Below are 20923 nucleotides of genomic sequence, written 5' to 3' on the forward strand. Positions count from 1 at the left end.
GCGCGAAACTACTTCGCCGTCGTCGCCATTGCCGCCACTCTGCTCTGGATAAGGTAACTGTCCACACGGCCTAGGGTTCCCGCCATAGCCTCGTTTTCTGCCAAATTGCCCGTTTCGGAGCCCGCATGGACAACACGATGCCTATCCTGCTCGTCCCGGGCCTGGTCTCTTCGCCGCGGATCTTTGCCCCTGTCGTGCCGGCGCTATGGCGGCTCGGGCCGGTCACGGTCGCCAACCACATCCGCGACGACCATATGGGGGCGATCGCGCGCCGGATCCTGGCCGAAGCGCCGCCGCGTTTCGCGCTGGCCGGGCATTCGATGGGCGGCTACATCGCCTTCGAGATCATGCGCCAGGCGCCGGAGCGGGTGGCAAAGCTGGCCTTGATCAACACCCAGGCCCGTCCCGACACGCCGGAGGCCTCCGAGCGCCGCCGCGGCATGATGGCCCGCGCCAAAAGCGGCGATTTCCGCGGCGTGTTGGATGAACTCTTTCCCGGCTTCGTGCACCCGTCGCGGCGCGAAGATGCGAGCCTGCGCCGGCTCGTCCACGACATGGGCGAGGATGTCGGGGCCGAAGGGTTCATCCGCCAGCAGACGGCAGTGATCAGCCGGCCCGACTCGCGGCCGACGCTGGCCTGGATCAAGTGCCCGACGCTGGTGCTGACGGGCGACGAGGACCATACCATCCCGAATTCGCTGTCGGTTGAGATGGCGAACGGCATTCCCGGGGGCCAAGCTCGTGATCCTGCCCAATTGCGGGCACCTGCCGCAGCCGGAACAACCCGAGGCGACCGCGAACGCGCTGATCGAATGGCTCAGGAACTGAGGTTGTTCTCGCGGAACGAACGGCCTAGATGGAAGGTTTGATCATTCAAGGATAAGGCCATGCTGCGCGACGACATCAACAACGCGGTCAAGGACGCCATGAAGGCGAAGGAGGAGCGCAAGCTCTCCACGCTGCGCATGGTCAATTCGACCATCAAGAATGCCGATATCGACGCGCGCGGCCAGGGCAAGCCGCCGCTTTCGGATGCCGAATTGCTCGGCGTGCTGCAGAAGATGATCAAGCAGCGCCAGGAAGCGGTCGAGCTCTACGACAAGGGCGGCCGCGCCGAGCTCGCCGCGCAGGAGCGCGAGGAGATCGCGGTGATCTCGGCCTACCTGCCGAAGCAGATGTCGGAGGATGAGGTGAAAGCCGCGATATCGGCCGCGATCGCCGAGACCAATGCTGCCGGCGTCAAGGACATGGGCAAAGTGATCGGCGCGCTGAAGGCGAAGTACACGGGGCAGATGGATTTCGCCAAGGCCAGCGGCCTGGTGAAGGCGGCACTGGGATAGGCTTCGAACGGGACCAAGTTTCAAACCAAACGGAGGAAATCATGGCCGACCAGCAAGCCCAACCCTCCGGTCCCGATCTGTCGCAAGGCGTGGCGCCCTCCGACTTCTCCGGCGCCAGCCTGCTCGGCCATGTCGGCGATGAAGACGTGCTGCTGGTGCGCTCAGGATCGGACGTCTTTGCGATCGACGCCCATTGCAGCCATTATCACGGGCCGCTGGCGGAAGGTCTCGTCGTCGGCGAGAGCGTCCGCTGTCCCTGGCATCACGCCTGTTTCGATCTGCGCACCGGCGAGGCGTCACGCGCACCGGCGTTGAGCGCGCTCGCGGTCTGGAAGGTCGAGCACGAAGGCGAGCGCATTTTCGTCCGCGAGAAACGCGAGCAGCCCAAGCCTCGCGTGAAGGGCGTGATCGATGCGCTCGCCCGCATCGTGATCGTGGGTGGCGGCGCGGCGGGATTTGCCGCCGCCGAGATGCTGCGACGACAGGATTATCGCGGCAGCATCGTGATGCTGAGCGGCGAGGCGGCGGCGCCGGTCGATCGGCCGAACCTGTCGAAGGACTATCTTGCCGGCAGCGCGCCGGAGGACTGGCTGCCGCTGCGTCCGGACGATTTCTATTCTGACGCCGCGATCGATCTGCGGCTCAAGACCAAGGTTGCGTCGATCGAGCCAGCCGCACGCCAGGTCGTGCTCGCCGATGGCAAGGCCTTGCCCTACGACCGGTTGCTATTGGCGACCGGCGCGGAGCCGGTGCGTCTGCTGATTCCGGGCGCGGACCAGCCGCATGTCCATCTCTTGCGCTCGCTGGATGATTGCCGCGCGATCATCGCTTCCGCCAGCGGCGCGCGCCGCGCGGTTGTGATCGGCGCGAGTTTCATCGGGCTCGAGGTCGCGGCTTCGTTACGGGCGAGGGATATCGAGGTCCACGTCGTCGGGCTGGAGCAGCGGCCGATGGAGCGCGTGCTCGGGCCCGCCATGGGCGACTTCGTCCGCAGCCTGCATGAAGAGCACGGCGTCGTCTTTCATCTCGGCGATACCGTCACCGATCGACGGCAAGCGTGCGAGCCTACAGAGTGGCGGCGTGCTCGAGGCCGATCTCGTCGTGATCGGCGTCGGCGTGCGGCCGCGCCTCGCGCTGGCCGAAAAAGCCGGACTTGCGATCGATCGCGGCGTCACCGTGAATGCCTATCTCGAAACCAGCAGCCCCGGCATTTATGCGGCGGGCGACATCACCCGCTGGCCGGATCCGCATTCCGGTGAGAACATCCGCGTCGAACACTGGGTGGTGGCAGAGTGCCAGGGCCAGACCGCCGCGCGCAACATGCTGGGTCAGCGCGAAGCCTTCGACGCGGTGCCGTTCTTCTGGAGCCAGCATTACGACGTGCCGGTCAACTATGTCGGCCACGCCGAGAAATGGGACGAGATCGACGTCGACGGCGATATCGCTGCAAAGGACTGCGTGGTGCGCTACAGGAGAGGCGGCCGCGTGCTCGCGGTGGCGTCGATCTATCGGGATATTGCCAGCTTGGAGGCCGAGCTTGCGATGGAGCGCGGCGCGCTGGCGGCGTAGCGGACCGCCTCGCCCCGCTTGCGGGGAGAGGCCGGATCGCATCGAAGATGCGATCCGGGTGAGGGGGAGTCTCCGCGAGGGTATCTCTCACCGTGATTGCGGAAGCAGCCCCTCACCCCAACCCTCTCCCCGCAAGAGCGGGGCGAGGGAGAAGATGGAGCTACTTCGGCTGCAGCTTCAGCGCGGCCGAGTTGATGCAGTAGCGCAGGCCGGTCGGGCCGGGGCCGTCGGGAAAGACGTGGCCGAGATGGCCGCTGCATTTCGAGCACAGGACTTCGGTGCGGACCATGCCGTGGCTACGGTCGGTCTCCTCGTCGACATGGCTTTCCGTCGCCGGCTGCGTGAAGCTCGGCCAGCCGCAGCCGGAATCGAACTTGGCATCGGACTCGAACAAGGTCTGGCCGCAGCCGGCGCAGACATAGGCGCCCTCGCGGTGGTCGTGCTCATATTCGCCGGTGAAGGGACGCTCGGTCGCCTTCTCGCGCAGCACCGCATACTGCATCGGCGTCAATTCCTTGCGCCATTCGGCGTCGCTCTTGACGACCTTGTCTGGGCTCTTGGTGTCGGACATGAAAACTCCTCTCACTATGCCGTCATTGCGAGCGGAGCTTCGCCGCTTGCGGAGACACGGATTGCTTCGTCGCTTCGCTCCTCGCAATGACGGAGCTGTTCCGTCAATTCGTGACCTTGGTGTTGCCGACCAGCGTCGGCTTTTCGATGTAGTTCTCCGCGAAGATCTTCTTCAGGTTCTCGACCTTCGGGATGTCGTTATACGCAATATAGGGTTGGTTGGGGTGCAGCGTCAGGTAGTCCTGGTGATAGGCCTCGGCCGGATAGAACCCCTGGAGCGTACCGACCTTGGTCACGATCGGCTTCTTGTAGACCTTGGCCGTATTGAGCTGCGCGATATAGGCCTCCGCCACCTTCTTCTGATCGTCGTTGGTGACGAAGATCGCCGAGCGGTATTGCGTGCCGGTGTCCGGGCCCTGGCGGTTCAATTGCGTCGGGTCATGCACGACCGAGAAGAAGATCTGCAGGAGCTTGCCGTAGGAGACCTGCTTCGGGTCGTACTTGATCTCGACCGATTCCGCGTGTCCGGTGGTGCCGGTCGAGACCATGTTGTAGTCGGCGGTCGCCTTGTTGCCGCCGGCATAGCCGGAAACCGCGCTGACAACGCCGGCGGTGTGCTGGAACACGCCCTGCACGCCCCAGAAGCAGCCGCCCGCGAGCACCGCGGTCTGGATGCCATCGGTGGGTTTGGCGTCGGCCGTCGGGGCGGGAATGATCACGGCGTCTTCAGCCGCGCGGGAGGGGGCCGCGGCGAGGGAGGCGATGGCCAGCGCGCCGAGCGCGGCAGCGCCGAGCGACAGGCGGCGGAACGGGCGAGTGGACATGGTTTCCTCTTTGGATGGGAGGGCAGGGCCAGTCTAGAACGGAAGCAGGGTTTCGGAAATCGGGCGGTCTTCCCCTGGATGCCGAAGATACGGGGCAGGGACGGGGGTGTTACGGCCGGGTGGACACGAGTCCGTGAACCAGCCCCGTCATTGCGAGGAGCGGAGCGACGAAGCAATCCATGCCTCCGCAAGCGGAGACATGGATTGCTTCGCTTCGCTCGCAATGACGAGGGAGAAAGTTCACACCACCACGCTCAGCCGCTTCGCTGCCCGCGTGATGCCGGTGTACAGCCACCTTGCGCGGCTGTCCTGGAACGCGAAGCTTTCGTCGAACAGCACTACGTCGTCCCATTGTGAGCCCTGCGACTTGTGCACGGTGAGCACATAGCCGTAGTCGAACTCGTCGTAGGGCTTGCGCTGTTCCCAGGGGATGGTCTCGATCGCGCCGCCGAAGCATTCGCCGCGCACGGAGACCTTGGTGACCTTGTGGCCGAAATCCTCGTCCGGCATCACGCGCATGGTGATGATCTTGGATTTCGATTGCGCGCGCGCCTTCACGCGCCACAGGCCGCCATTGAACAGGCCCTTCTTGCGGTTGTTGCGCAGGCAGACCAGCTTGTCGCCGGCGACCGGCAAGGGATCCTCGATGTTCTGCCGCTGCCGCATCCGCATGTTGTAGGCGCGGCGGGTGTTGTTGCGGCCGACCAGCACCTGGTCGGCGTTCATGACGCGCGCCGGATCGAGCTCGTTGCGCGCCACCACCTCGCTCTCGCCGTGACGGCCGATCTCGAGCTCGCGGCCCTCGCGGATGTCCATCGACATCCGCACGATCGGATCGTCCTGCGCCTGGCGGTGCACCTCGGTCAGCATCGCGTCGGGCTCGGCATTGGTGAAGAAGCCGGCGCCCTGGATTGGCGGAAGCTGCGCGGGATCGCCGAGCACGAGCAGCGGACAGTCGAACGACATCAGGTCGCGGCCGAGCTCGGCGTCCACCATCGAGCACTCGTCGATCACGATCAGCTTGGCTTTCGATGCCGGCGCGTCGTCCCACAATTCGAACGTCGGCTGCTCGACGCCGGATTCGCGGGCGCGGTAGATCAGCGAATGAATCGTGGAGGCGCTCTCGCAACCCTTGTTGCGCATCACCAGCGCGGCCTTGCCGGTGAACGCCGCGAACTTCACCTCGCCGTCGACGCCTTCAGCGATGTGGCGGGCCAGCGTGGTCTTGCCGGTACCGGCATAGCCGAACAGGCGGAAGATCGGCGGCGTGCCGTTCCGGCCGGGTTTTGCCTTGAGCCAGTCGGCGACGGCTTGCAGCGCGGAATCCTGATGCGGCGTAAAGGTGGTCATGGGTCTCGGCGGAGGAGAGGACGGGCGGGGACGCCCGCCGACTCGGCCCCTCAACCTAGCCATTCAGGCTGCCGGCGCAAGGTGCCGGCTGGCCGCCCAGGATACCCAAACCTATTGCCAGCCGGGAACGCCGCGCATGTCCGGCAGATGGTGGGCGATGCCCTTGTGGCAATCGATGCAGGTCTTCTCGCCCGTGAACAGGAAACGCTGATGCGCCACGCTCGCCCGCGGCGACTGTTTGGTGATGTCCATCGATTGCGCGCTATGGCAGTTGCGGCATTCGAGCGAATCATTGGCCTTGAACCGCGCCCATTCATGCAGCGCGAGCTCGAGCCGGTTGTCGACGAACTTGTCGCGGGTGTCGATGCTGCCGAAGAGATGGCCCCAGACTTCCTTGGAGGCCTGCATCTTGCGGGCGATCTTGTCGGTCCAGTTGTGCGGGACATGGCAGTCCGGGCAGGTCGCGCGCACGCCGGAGCGGTTGGTGAAGTGGATGGTGGACTTCAATTCGGCAAAGACGTTGTCGCGCATCTCGTGACAGCCCGTGCAGAATTTTTCGGTGTTGGTCAGTTCCAGCGCGGTGTTGAAGCCGCCCCAGAAGATCACGCCGGCGACGAAGCCGGCAAGCACCAGCACCCCGAGCCCGAACACGGAGCTCGGCCGGATCAGTACGTTCCATAGTTCGAGGACAAAATTCCACGCCCGCGCAAACCAGCCTTGGCGGGGCGCCTTGTCGACGTCACTCATCGGCGGCCACCCGGCGCTGGGGGGTTCAGGATGCTGTCGATGTCGACGAAATCATTGGTCACTGGCGGCGTCGTGACGTTCTGCGGGACATGACACTCCGTGCAGAAATAGCGGCGCGGCGATACCGAGGCCAGGAACTGGCCGTCGCGGTCCATGAAATGGGTGATGCTCACCATCGGCGCCTGCGATTCGCCGGTGCGGGCGCGGGCATGGCACGACAGGCATTTGTTGCCGTTCATGTCGACCTGGTAGCCGTCGATCGAGTGGGGGATCACCGGCGGCTGTTCCGGATAGTTGCGGATTTCCCGTTCCGCGGTGTTGCGCATCGGCGTCATCGGCCGCGCCGGTCCCTCCTCGTTGAGTGGAGTAGGACCGCGCAGGCCGGACATGACGCCTTGCGCGAGCAGCGAGCTCGAAGCGGCGACAAGCGCAACAGCGAGAACGACGATAGCGGACTTTCCAATCATGTCGTCGTCACCTTCTCGATGCGCACGGCGCATTTCTTGTAGTCGGTCTGCAGCGAAATCGGATCGGTCGCGTCCAGCGTCACCTTGTTGATGAGCTTGGATTCATCGAACCAGGGCACGAACACCAGGCCGCGCGGTGGCTTGTCACGGCCGCGGGTCTCCAGCCGGACGCGGATGAAACCGCGGCGGGATTCCACCTTGACCTCATCGCCGCGGCGCAGCTTCAGCTCGGCGGCATCGTCGGGATGCATGAAGCAGACGGCTTCAGGGAATGCCCGGTAGAGCTCGGGAACGCGGCGGGTCATGGTACCGGAGTGCCAATGCTCCAGCACGCGGCCGGTCGAGAGCCAGAACGGAAAGTCCTTGTCGGGCGATTCCGCCGGCGGCTCGTAGGGCAGCGCGAAGATCCGCGCCTTGCCGTCGGGGAAGCCGTAGAACTGAACGCCGGTGCCCTGCTGGACATAAGGGTCGAGCCCCTCGCGGAAACGCCAGCGGGTTTCCTGGCCGTTGACCACCGGCCAACGCAATCCGCGGACCTGATGATAGACGTCGTATGGCGCGAGGTCATGGCCGTGGCCGCGGCCGAACGAGGCATATTCCTCGAACAGGCCCTTGTGCACATAGAAGCCGTAGGCATTCGACTCCTGATTAGCGTAGCCGGCCTCGATGTCGGTGACCGGGAATTTGTCGACCTGGCCGTTGCGGTAGAGGATGTCGAACAGCGTCTTGCCGCGATACTCCGGCATCTTCGCGATCAGCTCTTCCGGCCAGACTTCCTCGACCTTGAAGCGTTTGGAGAACTCCATGAGCTGCCAAAGGTCCGAGCGCGCCTCGCCCGGCGCCGAGACCAGTTGGTGCCAGTTATGGGTGCGGCGTTCGGCATTGCCATAGGCGCCTTCCTTCTCGACCCACATCGCGGCCGGCAGGATGAGATCGGCGGCCAGCGCCGTCACGGTCGGATAGGCGTCCGACACCACGATGAAATTCTCGGGGTTGCGATAACCGGGATAGGTCTCCTCGTTGCCGTTGGCGGCGGCCTGCAGGTTGTTGTTGACCTGGATCCAGTAGGCGTTGAGCAGCCCGTCCTTCAGCATCCGGTTCTGCTGCACGGCGTGACAGCCGGGCTTGTCGGGAATGGTGCCTTCCGGGAGCTTCCAGATGTGCTCAGCCTTCGTGCGATGCTCCTTGTTGGTCACGACCATGTCGGCCGGCAGGCGGTGCGAGAAGGTGCCGACCTCGCGCGCGGTGCCGCAGGCGGACGGCTGACCGGTCAGCGAGAACGGGCTGTTGCCGGGTTCGGAGATTTTTCCGGTCAGGAGGTGGATGTTGTAGACGAGGTTGTTGCACCAGACACCGCGGGTGTGCTGGTTGAAGCCCATGGTCCAGAAGCTTGTGACCTTGACCTTCGGATCGGCATAGAGCTCGGCGAGTGCTTCCAGCCGGTTGAGCGGGACGCCAGCCATGTCGCCGCCTTCTCCAGCGTGTAGTCGGAGAGGAACTTGACGTATTCGTCATAGCTCATGTCCTGGGCATCGTTGGCCTTGGCGCGGCCAGTCGCCTTCTTCTCCAGCGGGTGGTCGGGCCGCAGGCCGTAGCCGATATCGGTCTGGCCGCGCTTGAACAGCGTGTGCTTGTTGACGAAATCCTTGTTCACCCGCCCGGTCTTGACGATGTGATTGGCGATCGCGTTGAGCAGATAGAGGTCGGTCTGCGGCTTGAACACCAGTCCGATGTCGGCGAGATCGAACGAGCGGTGCTCGAAGGTGGAAAGCACGGCGACGCGCACATGCGGTGCGGAGAGGCGGCGGTCGGCAACCCGGGTCCACAGGATCGGGTGCATCTCGGCCATGTTCGAGCCCCACAGCACGAAGGCGTCGGCGGCCTCGATGTCGTCATAGCAGCCCATCGGCTCGTCGATGCCGAAAGTGCGCATGAAGCCGGTGGCGGCGGAGGCCATGCAATGCCGCGCATTGGGATCGATGTTGTTTGAACGGAAGCCGGCCTTGAACAGCTTTGATGCCGCATAGCCTTCGAAGATCGTCCACTGGCCGGAGCCGAACATGCCGATGCCATCAGGCCCGCGCTTCTTCAGCGCGGCCTTGAACTTCTCCGACATCACATCGAAGGCCTCGTCCCATGACACTTCGGTGAAATCGCCGTTCTTGTCGTACTTGCCGCCCTTCTTGCGCAGCATCGGCTTGGTCAGGCGATCATGGCCGTACATGATCTTGGAGAGGAAATAGCCCTTCACGCAATTCAGGCCGCGGTTGACCTCCGACTTGATGTCGCCGTGGGTGGCGACGACGCGGTTGTCCTTGGTCGCGACCATCACGCTGCAGCCGGTGCCGCAGAAGCGGCACGGCGCCTTGTCCCACTTCAGTTCGCTGTCGGCGCGCTCGGTGACGAGGTTGGCGGCACCCGCTGCAACCGGCATGCCGCCGGCGAGCGCCGCCATCGCGGCGGCTTCCAGTTTCAGGACCTGACGGCGATCCAGCTTGGGGGCGGTCATGGTGTTTCCTTCCCTTTGGTTGAGGGGCCTTCGATCGCGCGACATCAGGCAGCACCCGGATCGACGGCGTGGAACACGAGCGAGGCGGAATAGACGTTGGGCAGTGCGGAAATCGTGTTGAGCGTCGCGCCGAGCGAGCCCGCGTCGGGCGCATCCACGACGACCACGAGCTTTCCCTTCTCATCGCGACCGTAAATCTCGCAGCCGCGCAGCGCCGTGATCGCAGCTTCGGTGGCATCGAGCCGGTCAGGCCGGGTCTGCACGAGGATGCTGGCGATCTCGCCGCCGGGCGACGGCACGACAGGGTCGGTTTGCAGGACGCGGCCCGTGATGAGCGCTCGGCGATCGATGGTAGTCTGAGCTCTAATCATGGCGGCTGTTCCTTGAGTGGTCGGCTGATCAATGTGGCGGGGGAGGGCCCGGCGGGCCCGCGATCATCTGATAGATCCACACAGCAAGGCCGTAGCTGCCCACCGTGGCCACGGCCAAAGCAGGCATCACAATTGCCGTAAGAAAAAGAAACGCGAAGATCTCCATGCGCCTACGGCGCGGCCTCGCGCTCGCATCGTCGCTGGTTGCCGACATACGTCGTCTCGCTTCAATTCAGATTGTGTGGGGGAAGGCCTCGTTGCCTTCCTAACGTAGTAATGTCACCGGGACATTTTAGCACTGATCTAAATCAATGCGCGCCAACATTGTATACGGGCGAAGCGGATTCGGCGGCGCGGCAACCGGCAAGGTTACTGTTTGGTTGCAGTGCGCATGTTCCGCCATCCGGAATTGGCATAGGCTGGACTTCGCGCGCCCCGGCAATACACTGAGGCAAACAACAAGACGTACGGGAGCGACGCCATGAAATTCGGCATCTTCTACGAGCTGCAACTGCCGCGTCCATGGAACGAGCGCGACGAACTCAAGCTCTACCAGGACGCATTGACGCAGCTCGAGACCGCCGACCGGCTCGGCTACGACTATGCCTGGGTCGTGGAACATCATTTCCTCGAGGAGTACTCGCACTCGCCGGCGCCGGAATCGTTCCTGGCTGCGGCAAGCCAGCGCACCCGGAACATCCGGCTCGGGCACGGCATCCTGCAGCTCACGACCAACCATCCCGCGCGTGTCGCCGAGCGGGTGGCAGTCCTCGATCTCCTCAGTAACGGCCGTTGCGAGTTCGGCATGGGCGAGAGCGCCTCGATCACCGAACTGACGCCGTTCGGCCGCGACATGGAGACCAAGCGGGAGGTGTTCGAAGAGGCTGTCGCGGCGATCTTCCCGATGTTCACCAAGGTCGGCACCGAGCATCACGGCAAATATTTCCACATCCCCCTGCGCAACGTGGTGCCGAAGCCGGTGCAGAAGCCGCATCCGCCGCTCTGGATGGCGTGCTCGCAATTGCCGACCATCGAGCGCGCCGGGCAGCACGGCTTCGGCGCGCTCGGCTTTCAGTTCGTCAGCGCGGACGCGGCGCATGCCTGGGTGCATGCCTATTACAATGCGATCACCAAGCGGCTGAAGAAGCTCGCCGACTACCGGATCAATCCGAACATGGCGCTGGTGTCGTTCTTCATGTGCGCCAAGACGGACGAGGAGGCGCGCGCCCGCGCCGACGGCGCCACCTTCTTCCAGTTCGCGCTGCGCTATTATGGCGCGTCGCAGAACCGGCAGCGGCCGGCGCCCGGCACCGTCAACATGTGGGACGAGTACAACAGGTGGAAGCGCGACAATCCGGAAGCGCAGGAAGCTGCATTGCGCGGCGGTCTGATCGGATCGCCTGAAACCATCCGCAAGAAGCTGCGCCGCTTCCGCACCTCGCACATCGACCAGGTGATCCTGCTCAATCAAGCCGGCAAGAACACGCATGAACACATCTGCGAATCGCTCGAATTGTTCGCCAGGGAAGTGATGCCGGAGTTCCAGCACGATCCCGAACACGATGCGTGGAAGCAAGGCGTGATGAGCGGCGAGATCAAGCTCGAGGAAATCGACACCGAAGCGTTTAGGGATCGTTACGGCAAACTGTCGATCAACCCTGGTTCGCAGGCGGAGAAAGCAGCAGCAGCGAGCGGCTGACGAGATTCTAGGCAGCTCCCCCGTCATGCCCGCCAACGGGTCGGCGCGAAGCGCCGCCCGATGACAGGCTCCGGCGGGCATCCAGTACTCCGCGGCATCTCGGCCAATGCTCCGGCGCTGGTGGTTACTGGATCGTCCGCCTTCGCGGACGATGACAGCGGAGAGCTGCTGCTCGCATCATGATTTCGTGAAGAAAATATTTCGCTACGCACAATCTGCGCCTTAAAAGAAACCGCGCGTCCGGTGCCCGCATGGCAGTGCGGGCATCGCTATTTTTTCGGGGTCCTCGACAGCCTCATTCGCGCCCCCCATCATTCCCTCACGTCGCGTGATAGCGCGCCGATAACGCGCTCGATCGTCAGGAGAATTTTGTGATGAAGCGCCGCGAGTTCCTCAAGTTGTCGCTCGGCTCTGCAGCCGTCGCTGCGCTGCCGTTGCGCGCGCGGGCCGAAGCGGCGGTGAAGGAAATTCGTATCGGCTATCAGAAGAACGGCGTGTTGGTTATCGCGCGGCAGCGCGCGACTTTGGAAGATCATTTCAAGTCGGCCGGCATCGAGGTGAAATGGGTCGAGTTCTCGTCGGGTCCGCCGATGATGGAAGCCATGAACGTCGGCAGCGTCGATTTCGGTGCGGTCGGCGACTCGCCGCCGGTGTTTGCGCAAGCTGCCGGTGCGGCGATCGTTTATGCCGCCGGCCAGCCCATTACGAACGGCCAGGGCATCCTGGTGCCGCAGAATTCGGCCATCCGCACGATCGCCGATCTCAAGGGCAAGCGCGTCGGCTTCACCAAGGGTTCCAGCGCCCACAACATCGTGGTGCAGACGCTGGAAAAGGCCGGCCTCATTTATAGCGACATCACCCCGGTCTATCTGACGCCGCCCGACGCGGGACCGGCGTTCGCCAATGGCAGCATCGACGCCTGGGCGATCTGGGATCCTTATTTCGCAATCGGCGAGACCAAGCAGAACGGCCGCATCCTGGTCAACGCCCATGAGATCACCAAGACCAACTCGTTCTTCATCGCCAACCGTGACTTCGCGAGGAATCACGGACCTGTGCTGCAACAGATTATCGACGTCCTCGCGTCAACGGCGAATTGGGCCGAGGCGCACCGCGACGAGGTCGCGAAATCGCTGAGCACCGTCACCGGAATCCCGCTGGATATCCAGACCATCGCCGCCAATCGGGCCGCGTTCAGGATCGGACCCGTCACCGACGATATCGTTGCGACCCAGCAGGGCGTGGCCGACCGCTTCTTCAAGCTCGGGCTGATCCCGAAAGAGATCGCGATCCGCGACATCGTCTGGCGCAATCCCCAGAGCTGAGTTCATTTCCACGCAGAGGTCATTATGCGACGTATCATTCAACGCTGGATCACCAGCGCGGTGCTATCAGTCAGCATCGTCGCCGCCGCCGTCAGTGCGTCGTACGGACAGGAGAAGACCGTCCGCATCGGCTTCCAGAAGTACGGCAAGCTGGTCCTGCTCAAGAGCAAGGGAACGCTCGAGGAGAAGCTGAAGGCGGTCGGCTACAAGGTGGTTTGGACCGAATTCCCGTCCGGACCGCCGCTGCTCGAAGCGCTCAATGTCGGCGCGATCGATTTCGGCAACACCGGTGAAGCGCCGCCGATCTTCGCGCAGGCGGCCGGTGCGCCCATCCAATATGTCGCCTATGAGCCGCCGGCGCCGAAAGGCGAGGCGATCCTGGTGCCGAAGGACAGCGCGCTGAAGTCGGTCGCCGACCTCAAGGGCAAGAAGGTCGCTCTGAACAAGGGCTCGAACGTCCACTATCTCCTGGTGAAGGCGCTGGAGAAAGCCGGCGTCAAATATTCCGAGATCGAGCCGGTGTTTCTCGCGCCCGCCAATGCGCGCGCGGCCTTCGAGCGCGGCGCGGTCGATGCCTGGGTGATCTGGGATCCGTTCCAGGCCGCGGCGGAAGCTGCGACCGGCGCGCGCACGCTCGCCGACGGCACCGGCATCGTCTCGAACTACCAATTCTACTTTTCCTCGAAGAAGTTCCTGGAGAGCGATGCGAAGATCGTCGATCTCGTGCTCGCGCAACTGAGCGAGGTCGATGACTGGGCCAAGGGCGACATCCATGCGGTTGCCGAGCAGCTTGCGCCGTCGATCGGCCTTTCGGTGCCGGTGGTCGAGGTTGCGTTGAAGCGCCAGTCCTACGGCATCAAGCCGCTCACCGATTCCGTGATCGCTGACCAGCAGCAGGTGGCGGACACGTTCTTTGCCCTCGGCCTGTTGCCGAAAGCCATCAAGATTTCAGACGTCGCGCGGAGGTCCGGATCGTGACTAAACAACCCAACGCCAACATCCTCTGGTTCCTGCCGACCCATGGCGACGGCCGTTATCTCGGCACCTCCATTGGCGGACGCGAGGTGAACTTCAACTATCTGCGCCAGATCGCGCAGGCTGCCGACCAGCTCGGCTATTACGGCGTGCTGCTGCCGACCGGGCGAAGCTGCGAGGACTCCTGGGTGGTCGCCTCCGCGGTCGCGCCGCAGACCGAGCGGCTGCGCTATCTGGTGGCGGTGCGGCCCGGCCTGCAGTCGCCTGCCGTCGCCGCCCGCATGACCGCGACGCTGGACCGGCTCTCGAACGGCCGGCTCTTGATCAACGTCGTCACCGGCGGCGATCCCGTCGAGAACAAGGGCGATGGTATCTTCCTGGCGCACGACGAGCGCTACGAGGTGACGCGCGAGTTCCTCAACGTCTATAGCGACCTGCTCGCCGGCAAGACCGTCAATGTCGAGGGCAAGCACATCCGCATCGAGGACGGGCGGCTGCTGTTCCGGCCGGTCCAATCGCCACGGCCGCCGCTTTATTTCGGTGGTTCCTCGGACGCCGGCATTGATGTCGCGGTGGATACTGTCGACAAATATCTCACCTGGGGCGAGCCGCCGGAGCAGGTTGCGGAGAAGATCGCGCGCGTGAAGGCGGTTGCCGACAAGCGCGGCCGGAAGATCTCCTTCGGCATCCGCCTGCACGTGATCGTGCGCGAGACCAATGCGGAAGCCTGGAAGGCCGCGGACGAGTTGATCCAGTACGTCACTGACGACACGGTGGCGGCGGCGCAGAAGATCTTCTCGCGCATGGACTCGGTCGGTCAGCAGCGCATGGCAGAGCTGCATGGCGGCCGCCGCGACAAGCTCGAGATCAGCCCTAACCTGTGGGCGGGCGTTGGCCTCGTGCGCGGTGGCGCAGGCACCGCGCTGGTCGGCGATGCCCAGACGGTGGCGGCGCGGATCAAGGAGTATCAGGATCTCGGCATCGATACCTTCATCATGTCGGGCTACCCGCATCTGGAAGAAGCCTATCGCTTCGCCGAACTGGTGTTCCCGCTGCTCTCGCTCAAGCGGCCAGACAACGTGACGCCGATCCGCGTCAACACCGGGCCGTTCGGCGAGACCATCGGCAACGACTATCGGCCGCAAAAGCAGGTATCGGAATCATGAGCCTCATCGATAGCCTCACGCGCGTCCGCGCGCCCAAATTGCCGCGCGCCGACGGCCTGATCCCCTGGATCGTGCCGCTGGCCATCATCCTGATCTGGCAGCTCGCCTGCGTTACCGGTTTTGTGCCCGCGCGCGTGCTGCCGGCGCCGACCGATGTCGCGCTGGCTGGATGGAAGCTCTTGTTGTCAGGCGAGTTGATCCGCAACATCTGGGTCAGCTTCTGGCGCGCCAGCATCGGCTTTCTGATCGGCGGCGGCATCGGCTTTGCTTTCGGCCTCGCCAACGGCCTGTCGCAACTCTCGGCGAAACTGACCGACACCACGCTGCAGATGGTGCGCAATATCCCGCACTTGGCGCTGATCCCGCTGGTCATCCTGTGGTTCGGGATCGACGAGTCCGCAAAACTGTTCCTGGTGGCGCTCGGCGTATTCTTCCCGATCTATCTCAACACGCTGCACGGCATCCGCACCGTGGATCCGCAACTGATCGAGATGGGCCGCATCTATGGCATGACTGACGGTGAATTGTTCCGCCGCGTGATCTTCCCGGGCGCGCTGCCATCGATCTTCGTGGGCCTGCGCTTTGCGCTCGGCATCATGTGGCTGACCTTGATCGTGGCCGAGACCATCGCGGCGTCCTCGGGCCTCGGCTACATGGCGATGCAGGCGCGCGAATTCATGCTGATCGATGTCGTCGTGCTCTCGATCCTGATCTACGCCCTGCTTGGCAAGCTTGCCGACAGCGCATCGCGCGCGCTGGAGCGGCTGACGTTGTCCTGGCACCCGGCCTTCCAGAAACATTGAGGAATTAAGGAACAGACATGCAGGAAGTCCTTCGTTTTCGCCCGCTCGGTGCTGAGGCCGTCGCGCGCGAGGATTTTGTCGAGGAGGCGCGCCAATTTCGCCGTGCTCCCGACGTGCCGTCGCGCGGGCTGTCACTGACCATCCGCGGCTTGCGCAAATCGTTCGGCGACAATGAGGTGCTGCGCGGAATCGACCTGCACATTCCTGCCGGCCAGTCCGTCGCGATCGTCGGCCGCAGCGGCTGCGGCAAGAGCACATTGTTGCGGCTGATCGCGGGGCTGGAGAAGCCGACTGCCGGCAGCATCAGTTTCGGCGAGCAGGCGCGCGCCGAGGATATCCGCGTGATGTTCCAGGAGCCGCGGCTCCTGCCCTGGGCGCGCGTGCTGTCGAATGTCGAAGTCGGCCTTGGGCGCGAACGGTCGTCCGCGGATGCGCAGGCGCGCGCCGAGAAGGCGCTGGTCGAGGTCGGTCTCGGCGACAAGCGCGGGCAATGGCCTTCGGTGCTCTCGGGCGGCCAGAAACAGCGCGTCGCGCTGGCCCGCGCGCTGGTCAGCCAGCCCCGGGTGCTCGCGTTCGACGAGCCGCTCGGCGCGCTCGACGCGCTGACGCGGATCTCGATGCAGCGGCTGCTCGAGCAGGTCTGGCGCGATCAGGGCTTCACCGCGATCCTGGTGACGCATGACGTCTCGGAAGCGGTGGCGCTGGCCGACCGGGTGCTGGTCATTGAAAACGGCCGCATCGCGCACGATTTCAATGTCGACATCGCGCGCCCGCGCGAGCGCGGCTCGGCCGAACTCGCGGCACTCGAGGGCGCGATCCTGAAGAATCTGCTGGAAGGCACCGAAGACAGTTCCGATGATCTGTGAGGCCCGCATGAACCCCGCCGTCCGCGACATCGCGATCGATCCCGTGGTCACCTCCGACGAGTTTCGCGGCGCCATGCGCCATCTGACCGGCGGGGTCAGCGTCATCACGGCGGGGCGCGGCAAGGACATCTCCGGGATGACGGTGACCTCCGTCTCCTCATTGTCGGTCGAGCCAGCCTCGCTGATCGTGAGCCTCAATCGCGCCGCATCGTCCTGGCCGCTGGTCGAGCGCCACGGCGTTTTCGGCGTGAACATCTTGAGCTCGGACCAGGTCGAGATCGCCGAGCGCTTCACTGGCAAAGGCGGCCTGAAAGGCGCCGAGCGATTTGCCGGCGCCCAATGGACGACGCGCGCCTCCGGCGTGCCGCTTCTGGTCGGCGCGCTGGCGGCGATCGATTGCGAGGTCGAGGACATCCTGGAGCGTCATTCGCATGCGATCGTCATCGGGCGCGTGCTCGATGTGCAGGTCTCCTCGCGCACCGCGGCGCTCGCCTATTGGCAGGGCCGCTATGTCGCCGTCGATCAAGATGAGGATGCGGCCAAGCTGGCCGATGTCAGCGTGCCCACGCGCGGCGTGCATCTGCGCTGACATCAGCTCGTAGCCCGGGTGGAGCGGAACGCGCAACCCGGGACTCCGCGTCGGCGGTCAGGGGCGGTCCCGGGTTGCGCTTGCGCTTCACCCGGGCTACTTGTTCTGGGAACGATGACGCCAGCCGTGGCGTTTTGTCTCCTCGCGCAATAGAAGGCATCGGTCTTTATCTATTGCCGGAAGGAACGAAGCGCGTCATGGGCTTGATGAAACGTCTTGCAACCTGGGTCTTCTACGGCATCGGTGCGCTCGCGATCGCCTATCTCGCGCTCTATGCCTATGTCGCCTTCACCGGGCGTGACTTTACGCCCGGCGACCCCATTCACATTTTCCGAAAACCCGACGCGCCGAGTTATTCGTAGCTCCAGGCGTCATTGCGATGCGAACGCAGTCGCATCCGCTCCGTCATTGCGAGCGCAGCGAAGCAATCCATGTCTCCGCGTGTGGCACGATGGATTACTTCGCTTCGCTCGCAATGACGGTGATGACGACTACCCCGCCGTCGCGAGGCGCTGGTAGTCGGCCGTGCCTGATCCAGCGGGCGGGATCGGCACGCCGCCATCGGCATATTCGTTGAGCTTGTTGCGCAGCGTGCGGATCGAAATGCCGAGGATGTTGGCGGCATGGGTGCGGTTGCCGAGGCAGTGCTTCAGCGTCTCCAGGATCAGGTCGCGCTCGACGTCGGCAACGGTGCGGCCGACCAGCGCGCGCGTCACCTGCTCGGCGGCGAGGGTGGCGTGAGCGACCGCCGGCGCGGTCCGGGCGAGGTCGAGGCGGTCGCCGTCCGGGGTCACGATGGCCTCGGGGCCGATCTCGTCGCCCTGCGCCATCAGCACGGAACGGTGGATGGTGTTTTCGAGCTCGCGGACATTGCCCGGCCAGCGGTTCGTGGTCAGCACCCACCGTGCCTCGGCCGACAGCGGCCGCGCCGGCACGCCGTTGGCCTCGGCGTATTTCTTCGCGAAATGCTGCGCCAGCTCGAGGATGTCGGCCGGCCGGTCGCGCAGCGGCGGGATCTTCAGGTTGACGACATTGAGGCGGAACAAGAGGTCCTCGCGGAAGGTGCCGGCGCGCACGGCGTCCGCGAGATTGCGGTTCGAGGTCGCGATGATACGGATGTCGACCGGCACCGGCTTGGTACCGCCGACGCGGTCGATCACGCGCTCCTGGATCGCGCGCAGCAATTTCGATACGGAGGCGTGCGAGCCCGCGATCTGCTGCGCCAGCTTGATCACCCGGCCCATGGCTTCGTCGCGATAGACGAGATCGCGGGAGTCATTTGCGACCGCGGCGAGCACGGCGGCGATCAGCTCCGGCTCGGGCGGCAGCGGGATGTATTCCTTGGCGCCGGCGCGGATCGCCGCCACCGCGGCGCGGGCATCGTTGGAGATGCCGCAGGCGACGATCGGCACGTGGATGTGCTCGGCTTCCAATCGCATCACAAGGTCGCGGATGTCGAGGGCGACATCGACCAGCAGCAGGTCGGCGCCCTTGCCGCTGCGCAACACCGCCATCGCCTGCTCGTTGCCTTCCGCGTGCGTCACGGAGGCACCGTTGTCCATCGCGATCTTGGTGGCGGTCGTGAGCTGCCCCCTCAGGGTGCCGACGATGAGAAGCCGCATGAGTGTCTCCTGTCTCCCGCGCGTCCGTCGCGCGCATCCGTTAGGAAGTTAGCTACGCTCTGCCTTGATGATTTCGGTCATGGTCACGCCGAGCTTGTCTTCGACTAGTACCACTTCGCCGCGCGCCACCAGGCGGTTGTTGACATAGATGTCGATGGCTTCGCCGACCCGGCGGTCGAGTTCGAGCACGGTGCCAGGGCCGAGCTTCAGGAGCTGGCCGACATCCATCTTGGAGCGGCCGAGCACGGCCGAGACCTGCACCGGCACGTCGAAGACGGCTTCCAGGTCGGAGGCGATGCGCGAAGCGTGTTCGTCCTCGTTATAGCCCACATCGTCGTCCCTTGGCGCGTCCGCCGAGTTGAGGTCGGGGAGCGGGACATGTGTGTCGGTGTCACTCATCGTCGATCCTTTGGCTCAATCCTCATGGCCGTTGGTCACGGGACGCCATGTAGCGTCCGACAAGTTCGTTGATCTTGGCTTCGATCGTCGCGCGTTCCAGCACGATGCCGCCGTCGGCCCATTCGATCCTGCAGTCGCCGGTCGCGATTGTCGGCTCGGCCAGGATCACGAGGCGGCCCTGAAATCCGCTCTGTGTGGCCAGCCGCTCGATCTTTTCGCGCGCGCCCTCGTAGAGCGCATCATTGATGCGGACGACGATGTGAGGGGTCGAGACCAGATGCGAGAAGCAGTCGGAGACCAGCGCCGTGATCTCGCCAAGCGGTTCGCGCGCGATCATTTCGGCGCACAATTTGCGCGCGACCGAGACCGCGACGTCGACTGCTTCGGTCTCCATCCGCGCTTCGATGCCGGAAAAGCGTGACGCGATGTTCTTGATCGCAAGCCCGATCTCCTCCAGCGCGAGCGCGGCGCGGCGGTCGTTCTCCACCTTCGCCTCGCGCTGGGCGGCATCGTAGCCGTTGCGATAGGCGCGCGCCTCGGCTTCCGCGACCTTCTGGGCGATCTCGGCGGCGGTTGCGGCACGCTCACGCGACTTGGCGGGCGCCGAGAAGTCGGTATCGAACAGGAATTTTGCGGGCGCGGCCATCAGTACACCAGTTCGTCGTCGGCACGATTCTTGGTCAGCATGATCTCGCCCTTGGCGGCGAGATCCTTGGCGAGATTGACGAGCAGCGCCTGCGCCTCGTCGACGTCGCGCAGGCGCACCGGTCCCATCGCCGCCATGTCATCCATCAGCATCTTGCCGGCGCGCGAGGACATGTTGCCCAGGAAGAAGTTGCGGACCTCCTCATTGGCGCTCTTCAGCGCGATGCCGAGCTTCTCCTTGTCGACATGGCGCATCAACGTCTGGGCCGAGCCGGAATCGAGCTTGACCAGGTCGTCGAAGGTAAACATCAGCGCCTTGATGCGTTCGGCGGATTCGCGGTTTTCCTCTTCCAGCGAGGTGATGAAGCGCGTTTCGGTCTGGCGGTCGAAATTGTTGAAGATCTCGGCCATCACCTCATGGGCGTCGCGGCGGCGGGTCTGTGACAGATTCGACATGAACTCGGTGCGCAGCGTCTGCTCGACGCGCTCGATCACTTCCTTCTGCACCGCCTCCATCCGCAGCATGCGGCCGACGACATCGAGCGCGATGTCCTCGGGCAGGATCGCCAGCACGCGCGCGGCGTGCTCGGACTTCAGCTTCGACAGCACCACGGCGATGGTCTGCGGATATTCATTCTTGAGGTAATTGGCGAGCACCTCTTCCTGGACGTTGGAGAGCTTCTCCCACATGTTGCGGCCCGCGGGCCCGCGGATCTCGTCCATGATGCCGGAGACGCGGTCGGCCGGCAGATATTGCTGTAAGAGCCGCTCGGTAGCGTCGAAATTGCCCATCAGTGCGCCCGAGGCCGACATCCGCGAGACGAATTCGAGCAAGAGGTCCTCGACCACGTCGGCCTCCACAGTGCCCAGCGTCGACATCGCCATCGACAGTTCGCGTACCTCGTCGTCATCGAGCAACGACCACACCTTGCCGCCGTATTTTTCGCCGAGCGCCAGCATCAGGATCGCCGCGCGCTTCGGGCCGGAGATCGGCTTGCTCTTCGGGCGGTCGCCCTGACGGCTCGACAGCGTCGATATGACGCTTGTGATGTCGTTGGCGTTCGCGGTTTGCGGGACGCTGGCCATC

Annotated in this window: 20 protein-coding genes and 3 pseudogenes; 11 read left to right on the plus strand and 12 right to left on the minus strand. The window is 64.4% G+C overall.

Features of this window, described 5'->3' with window-relative positions:
• Positions 1-125: 125 nt before the first annotated feature.
• The 3 genes and pseudogenes from AAFX91_RS18730 to AAFX91_RS18740 all read left to right on the plus strand — a co-directional run bounded on the left by AAFX91_RS18730 (position 126) and on the right by AAFX91_RS18740 (position 2909).
• A pseudogene (locus AAFX91_RS18730) lies at positions 126-856 on the plus strand (alpha/beta fold hydrolase).
• A 31-nt stretch (positions 857-887) separates the two neighbouring features.
• Positions 888-1340: a GatB/YqeY domain-containing protein gene (locus AAFX91_RS18735; protein WP_028165380.1), complete on the plus strand. Its 453-nt coding sequence runs from the start codon at positions 888-890 to the stop codon at positions 1338-1340.
• Positions 1341-1381: 41 nt separating this feature from the next.
• Positions 1382-2909 (plus strand): annotated as a pseudogene (locus AAFX91_RS18740) (FAD-dependent oxidoreductase).
• Between the two features lie 160 nt (positions 2910-3069).
• Here the strand turns inward: AAFX91_RS18740 and msrB are convergent.
• The 8 genes and pseudogenes from msrB to napE form a co-directional block, all read right to left on the minus strand.
• On the minus strand, positions 3070-3480 hold the full coding sequence (gene msrB / locus AAFX91_RS18745; protein ID WP_394567377.1) for a peptide-methionine (R)-S-oxide reductase MsrB: 411 nt from the start codon (positions 3478-3480) through the stop codon (positions 3070-3072).
• A 103-nt stretch (positions 3481-3583) separates the two neighbouring features.
• Positions 3584-4303 (minus strand): peptide-methionine (S)-S-oxide reductase MsrA, encoded by a 720-nt coding sequence (gene msrA / locus AAFX91_RS18750; protein ID WP_282530695.1) that lies wholly within the window; start codon positions 4301-4303, stop codon positions 3584-3586.
• Between the two features lie 240 nt (positions 4304-4543).
• The gene (locus tag AAFX91_RS18755; protein ID WP_130581261.1) at positions 4544-5653 is read right to left on the minus strand and encodes an ATP-dependent RecD-like DNA helicase; all 1110 of its coding nucleotides are present in this window, start codon (positions 5651-5653) and stop codon (positions 4544-4546) included.
• Between the two features lie 111 nt (positions 5654-5764).
• Positions 5765-6400 carry a NapC/NirT family cytochrome c gene (locus tag AAFX91_RS18760; protein ID WP_130581260.1) on the minus strand — a complete coding sequence of 212 codons (636 nt, stop codon included), beginning with the start codon at positions 6398-6400 and terminating at the stop codon, positions 5765-5767.
• A complete protein-coding gene (locus tag AAFX91_RS18765) occupies positions 6397-6900 on the minus strand; it encodes a nitrate reductase cytochrome c-type subunit (RefSeq protein WP_394567378.1) in 504 nt (167 codons plus the stop codon). The genes AAFX91_RS18760 and AAFX91_RS18765 overlap by 4 nt, the downstream gene beginning before the upstream one ends.
• A pseudogene (napA, locus tag AAFX91_RS18770) lies at positions 6864-9376 on the minus strand (nitrate reductase catalytic subunit NapA). The gene AAFX91_RS18765 and the pseudogene napA overlap by 37 nt, the downstream one beginning before the upstream one ends.
• A 44-nt stretch (positions 9377-9420) precedes the next feature.
• The gene (locus tag AAFX91_RS18775; RefSeq protein ID WP_394567379.1) at positions 9421-9747 is read right to left on the minus strand and encodes a chaperone NapD; all 327 of its coding nucleotides are present in this window, start codon (positions 9745-9747) and stop codon (positions 9421-9423) included.
• A gap of 28 nt (positions 9748-9775) precedes the next feature.
• A complete protein-coding gene (napE, locus tag AAFX91_RS18780; protein ID WP_282530693.1) occupies positions 9776-9961 on the minus strand; it encodes a periplasmic nitrate reductase, NapE protein in 186 nt (61 codons plus the stop codon).
• A gap of 267 nt (positions 9962-10228) precedes the next feature.
• Between napE and AAFX91_RS18785 the strand changes: the two genes are divergently transcribed.
• The 8 genes from AAFX91_RS18785 to AAFX91_RS18820 all read left to right on the plus strand — a co-directional run bounded on the left by AAFX91_RS18785 (position 10229) and on the right by AAFX91_RS18820 (position 17532).
• On the plus strand, positions 10229-11446 hold the full coding sequence (locus AAFX91_RS18785; protein ID WP_394567381.1) for an LLM class flavin-dependent oxidoreductase: 1218 nt from the start codon (positions 10229-10231) through the stop codon (positions 11444-11446).
• Positions 11447-11820: 374 nt separating this feature from the next.
• Positions 11821-12771, plus strand: a complete 951-nt coding sequence (locus AAFX91_RS18790) for an aliphatic sulfonate ABC transporter substrate-binding protein (protein ID WP_394567383.1) — start codon at positions 11821-11823, stop codon at positions 12769-12771.
• Positions 12772-12795: 24 nt separating this feature from the next.
• Positions 12796-13749 (plus strand): sulfonate ABC transporter substrate-binding protein, encoded by a 954-nt coding sequence (locus tag AAFX91_RS18795; RefSeq protein WP_394567384.1) that lies wholly within the window; start codon positions 12796-12798, stop codon positions 13747-13749.
• On the plus strand, positions 13746-14912 hold the full coding sequence (ssuD, locus tag AAFX91_RS18800) for an FMNH2-dependent alkanesulfonate monooxygenase (protein ID WP_394567385.1): 1167 nt from the start codon (positions 13746-13748) through the stop codon (positions 14910-14912). The genes AAFX91_RS18795 and ssuD overlap by 4 nt, the downstream gene beginning before the upstream one ends.
• Entirely contained in the window at positions 14909-15715 is an 807-nt protein-coding gene (locus AAFX91_RS18805; protein WP_130581251.1) for an ABC transporter permease subunit, read from the plus strand. Before ssuD ends, AAFX91_RS18805 begins: the two co-directional genes overlap by 4 nt.
• Before the next feature lie 17 nt (positions 15716-15732).
• A complete protein-coding gene (locus AAFX91_RS18810) occupies positions 15733-16581 on the plus strand; it encodes an ATP-binding cassette domain-containing protein (RefSeq protein WP_130581250.1) in 849 nt (282 codons plus the stop codon).
• 7 nt (positions 16582-16588) lie between these two features.
• On the plus strand, positions 16589-17170 hold the full coding sequence (locus AAFX91_RS18815; protein WP_394567387.1) for a flavin reductase family protein: 582 nt from the start codon (positions 16589-16591) through the stop codon (positions 17168-17170).
• Between the two features lie 197 nt (positions 17171-17367).
• A complete protein-coding gene (locus AAFX91_RS18820) occupies positions 17368-17532 on the plus strand; it encodes a hypothetical protein (protein ID WP_165421318.1) in 165 nt (54 codons plus the stop codon).
• Between the two features lie 129 nt (positions 17533-17661).
• Here the strand turns inward: AAFX91_RS18820 and AAFX91_RS18825 are convergent, their stop codons facing one another.
• From AAFX91_RS18825 to fliG, 4 genes are read right to left on the minus strand one after another with little or no spacing between them, the layout of a single operon-like run.
• Positions 17662-18792: a sigma 54-interacting transcriptional regulator gene (locus tag AAFX91_RS18825; protein WP_394567388.1), complete on the minus strand. Its 1131-nt coding sequence runs from the start codon at positions 18790-18792 to the stop codon at positions 17662-17664.
• A gap of 48 nt (positions 18793-18840) precedes the next feature.
• Positions 18841-19191 carry a flagellar motor switch protein FliN gene (gene fliN / locus AAFX91_RS18830; RefSeq protein ID WP_028165361.1) on the minus strand — a complete coding sequence of 117 codons (351 nt, stop codon included), beginning with the start codon at positions 19189-19191 and terminating at the stop codon, positions 18841-18843.
• A gap of 22 nt (positions 19192-19213) precedes the next feature.
• Positions 19214-19837: a FliH/SctL family protein gene (locus AAFX91_RS18835; RefSeq protein ID WP_130581248.1), complete on the minus strand. Its 624-nt coding sequence runs from the start codon at positions 19835-19837 to the stop codon at positions 19214-19216.
• On the minus strand, positions 19837-20922 hold the full coding sequence (gene fliG, locus AAFX91_RS18840) for a flagellar motor switch protein FliG (RefSeq protein WP_028165359.1): 1086 nt from the start codon (positions 20920-20922) through the stop codon (positions 19837-19839). Before fliG ends, AAFX91_RS18835 begins: the two co-directional genes overlap by 1 nt.
• Between the last annotated feature and the right edge of the window lies 1 nt (position 20923).

The sequence above is a fragment of the Bradyrhizobium sp. 31Argb genome (assembly GCF_043638955.1).
Lineage (GTDB): Bacteria > Pseudomonadota > Alphaproteobacteria > Rhizobiales > Xanthobacteraceae > Bradyrhizobium.

Coding starts and splice junctions, on each gene's coding strand:
- AAFX91_RS18805 (WP_130581251.1), top strand. CDS start 14,909: ATGAGCCTCATCGATAGCCTCACGCGCGTCCGCGCGCCCAAATTGCCG.
- napE (WP_282530693.1), bottom strand. CDS start 9,961: ATGTCGGCAACCAGCGACGATGCGAGCGCGAGGCCGCGCCGTAGGCGC.
- AAFX91_RS18775 (WP_394567379.1), bottom strand. CDS start 9,747: ATGATTAGAGCTCAGACTACCATCGATCGCCGAGCGCTCATCACGGGC.
- AAFX91_RS18825 (WP_394567388.1), bottom strand. CDS start 18,792: ATGCGGCTTCTCATCGTCGGCACCCTGAGGGGGCAGCTCACGACCGCC.
- AAFX91_RS18815 (WP_394567387.1), top strand. CDS start 16,589: ATGAACCCCGCCGTCCGCGACATCGCGATCGATCCCGTGGTCACCTCC.
- AAFX91_RS18820 (WP_165421318.1), top strand. CDS start 17,368: ATGGGCTTGATGAAACGTCTTGCAACCTGGGTCTTCTACGGCATCGGT.
- AAFX91_RS18810 (WP_130581250.1), top strand. CDS start 15,733: ATGCAGGAAGTCCTTCGTTTTCGCCCGCTCGGTGCTGAGGCCGTCGCG.
- AAFX91_RS18790 (WP_394567383.1), top strand. CDS start 11,821: ATGAAGCGCCGCGAGTTCCTCAAGTTGTCGCTCGGCTCTGCAGCCGTC.
- msrA (WP_282530695.1), bottom strand. CDS start 4,303: ATGTCCACTCGCCCGTTCCGCCGCCTGTCGCTCGGCGCTGCCGCGCTC.
- fliG (WP_028165359.1), bottom strand. CDS start 20,922: ATGGCCAGCGTCCCGCAAACCGCGAACGCCAACGACATCACAAGCGTC.
- AAFX91_RS18735 (WP_028165380.1), top strand. CDS start 888: ATGCTGCGCGACGACATCAACAACGCGGTCAAGGACGCCATGAAGGCG.
- AAFX91_RS18760 (WP_130581260.1), bottom strand. CDS start 6,400: ATGAGTGACGTCGACAAGGCGCCCCGCCAAGGCTGGTTTGCGCGGGCG.
- AAFX91_RS18795 (WP_394567384.1), top strand. CDS start 12,796: ATGCGACGTATCATTCAACGCTGGATCACCAGCGCGGTGCTATCAGTC.
- AAFX91_RS18765 (WP_394567378.1), bottom strand. CDS start 6,900: ATGCGCCGTGCGCATCGAGAAGGTGACGACGACATGATTGGAAAGTCC.
- AAFX91_RS18835 (WP_130581248.1), bottom strand. CDS start 19,837: ATGGCCGCGCCCGCAAAATTCCTGTTCGATACCGACTTCTCGGCGCCC.
- AAFX91_RS18785 (WP_394567381.1), top strand. CDS start 10,229: ATGAAATTCGGCATCTTCTACGAGCTGCAACTGCCGCGTCCATGGAAC.
- msrB (WP_394567377.1), bottom strand. CDS start 3,480: ATGTCCGACACCAAGAGCCCAGACAAGGTCGTCAAGAGCGACGCCGAA.
- AAFX91_RS18755 (WP_130581261.1), bottom strand. CDS start 5,653: ATGACCACCTTTACGCCGCATCAGGATTCCGCGCTGCAAGCCGTCGCC.
- fliN (WP_028165361.1), bottom strand. CDS start 19,191: ATGAGTGACACCGACACACATGTCCCGCTCCCCGACCTCAACTCGGCG.